This window comes from Streptomyces sp. NPDC002573, assembly GCF_042889625.1.
Lineage (GTDB): Bacteria > Actinomycetota > Actinomycetes > Streptomycetales > Streptomycetaceae > Streptomyces > Streptomyces gibsoniae.
The window spans coordinates 1-1,000 of sequence record NZ_JBIARC010000295.1 but is presented as its reverse complement, the minus strand read 5'-3'; the positions used below and the strand labels follow the sequence as shown (position 1 = coordinate 1,000).

The 1,000-nt window shown below is 65.1% G+C and carries 1 pseudogene; it reads left to right on the top strand.

Annotated features, from left to right (window positions below):
• Window positions 1-642 precede the first annotated feature (642 nt).
• Window positions 643-1,000: pseudogene (locus ACFYX0_RS48040) on the top strand (group II intron reverse transcriptase/maturase); the annotation flags it as partial.

Sequence of the window (1,000 nt, the reverse complement as noted above, 5' to 3'; positions counted from 1 at the left end):
GAGCTGTGCGCCACGAGGCGCGATGTTGATCGAGAGGCGGTGAAAGACCGCATCCATTGGGCCGTCGCAGCGGCCTGATCGAAGCTTGGGGGCAGTCCGATCCGGGGAACGCCGGTGAGGGTGGCAAGCGGCCCCGACGAAGACGAGACGTGCCGGAACTACCAGACGGCGCGGGTCCGTTCAGCGAGGTCAGAAGGTGTAGCGAGAGCGAACCAGTGGTTGAAGCTCCGTAACAGCGAAGCCGGGTCAAATCTGGTGGATATGGGCCGGTGTGCAGTGCGTGGGACTCCGTCCGGACGGGTGGTGTTTCAACTCCGAAGCCGTGTAGCTCTGACGGTGGGGAGGCCACGTTGAAGGTCTGCGGCGTAGACGTGGCGATGCTGCCGGAGTAGAGCTGGGCGCCTCCCTGACCGATCGATCACATGGTGAACGTGGGAACCATCCGCGGTCGCCCTTCCGCCGGGCAGCCGGTCCGGCGGTGGGCAGGTCCGTTGCCGGCTGAGGACCGTGGGATGGGGCGGAGGTCCCGTAGTAGTCGCGGGCGTGACGACCCGCCGTGGAGGCCGTGAGAGACGGCCGCAGGGCGAAGGGGACCAGCAAGTCGGCAGTTGAGGTTGCTGGAATGCCGGGAGGTTTTCGCCGGTGAATACCGACGAACTGGAGCACGCCTTATATATGGCGGAGCGCCGGGTACTGAATATCCAGACCAAGCTGCACCGTTGGGCTCGTGATGATTCTCATCGCAGGTTCGACGACCTCTACAACCTCGTTGCTGATCCCGGCTTCCTTCTAGTGGCCTGGGACCGGGTGCGGGGTAACAAGGGTGCCCGCACGGCCGGAGTGGACGGGCGCACGGCCCGTTCCGTAGAGGCCGGACAGGGTGTCGGGGAATTTCTCGACGAGCTGCGGTCGCAGTTGAAGGACCGTAGTTTCCGCCCGCTTCCGGTCCGGGAGCGCATGATCCCGAAGACAGGCGGGAAACTTCGCCGTCTCGGGATCG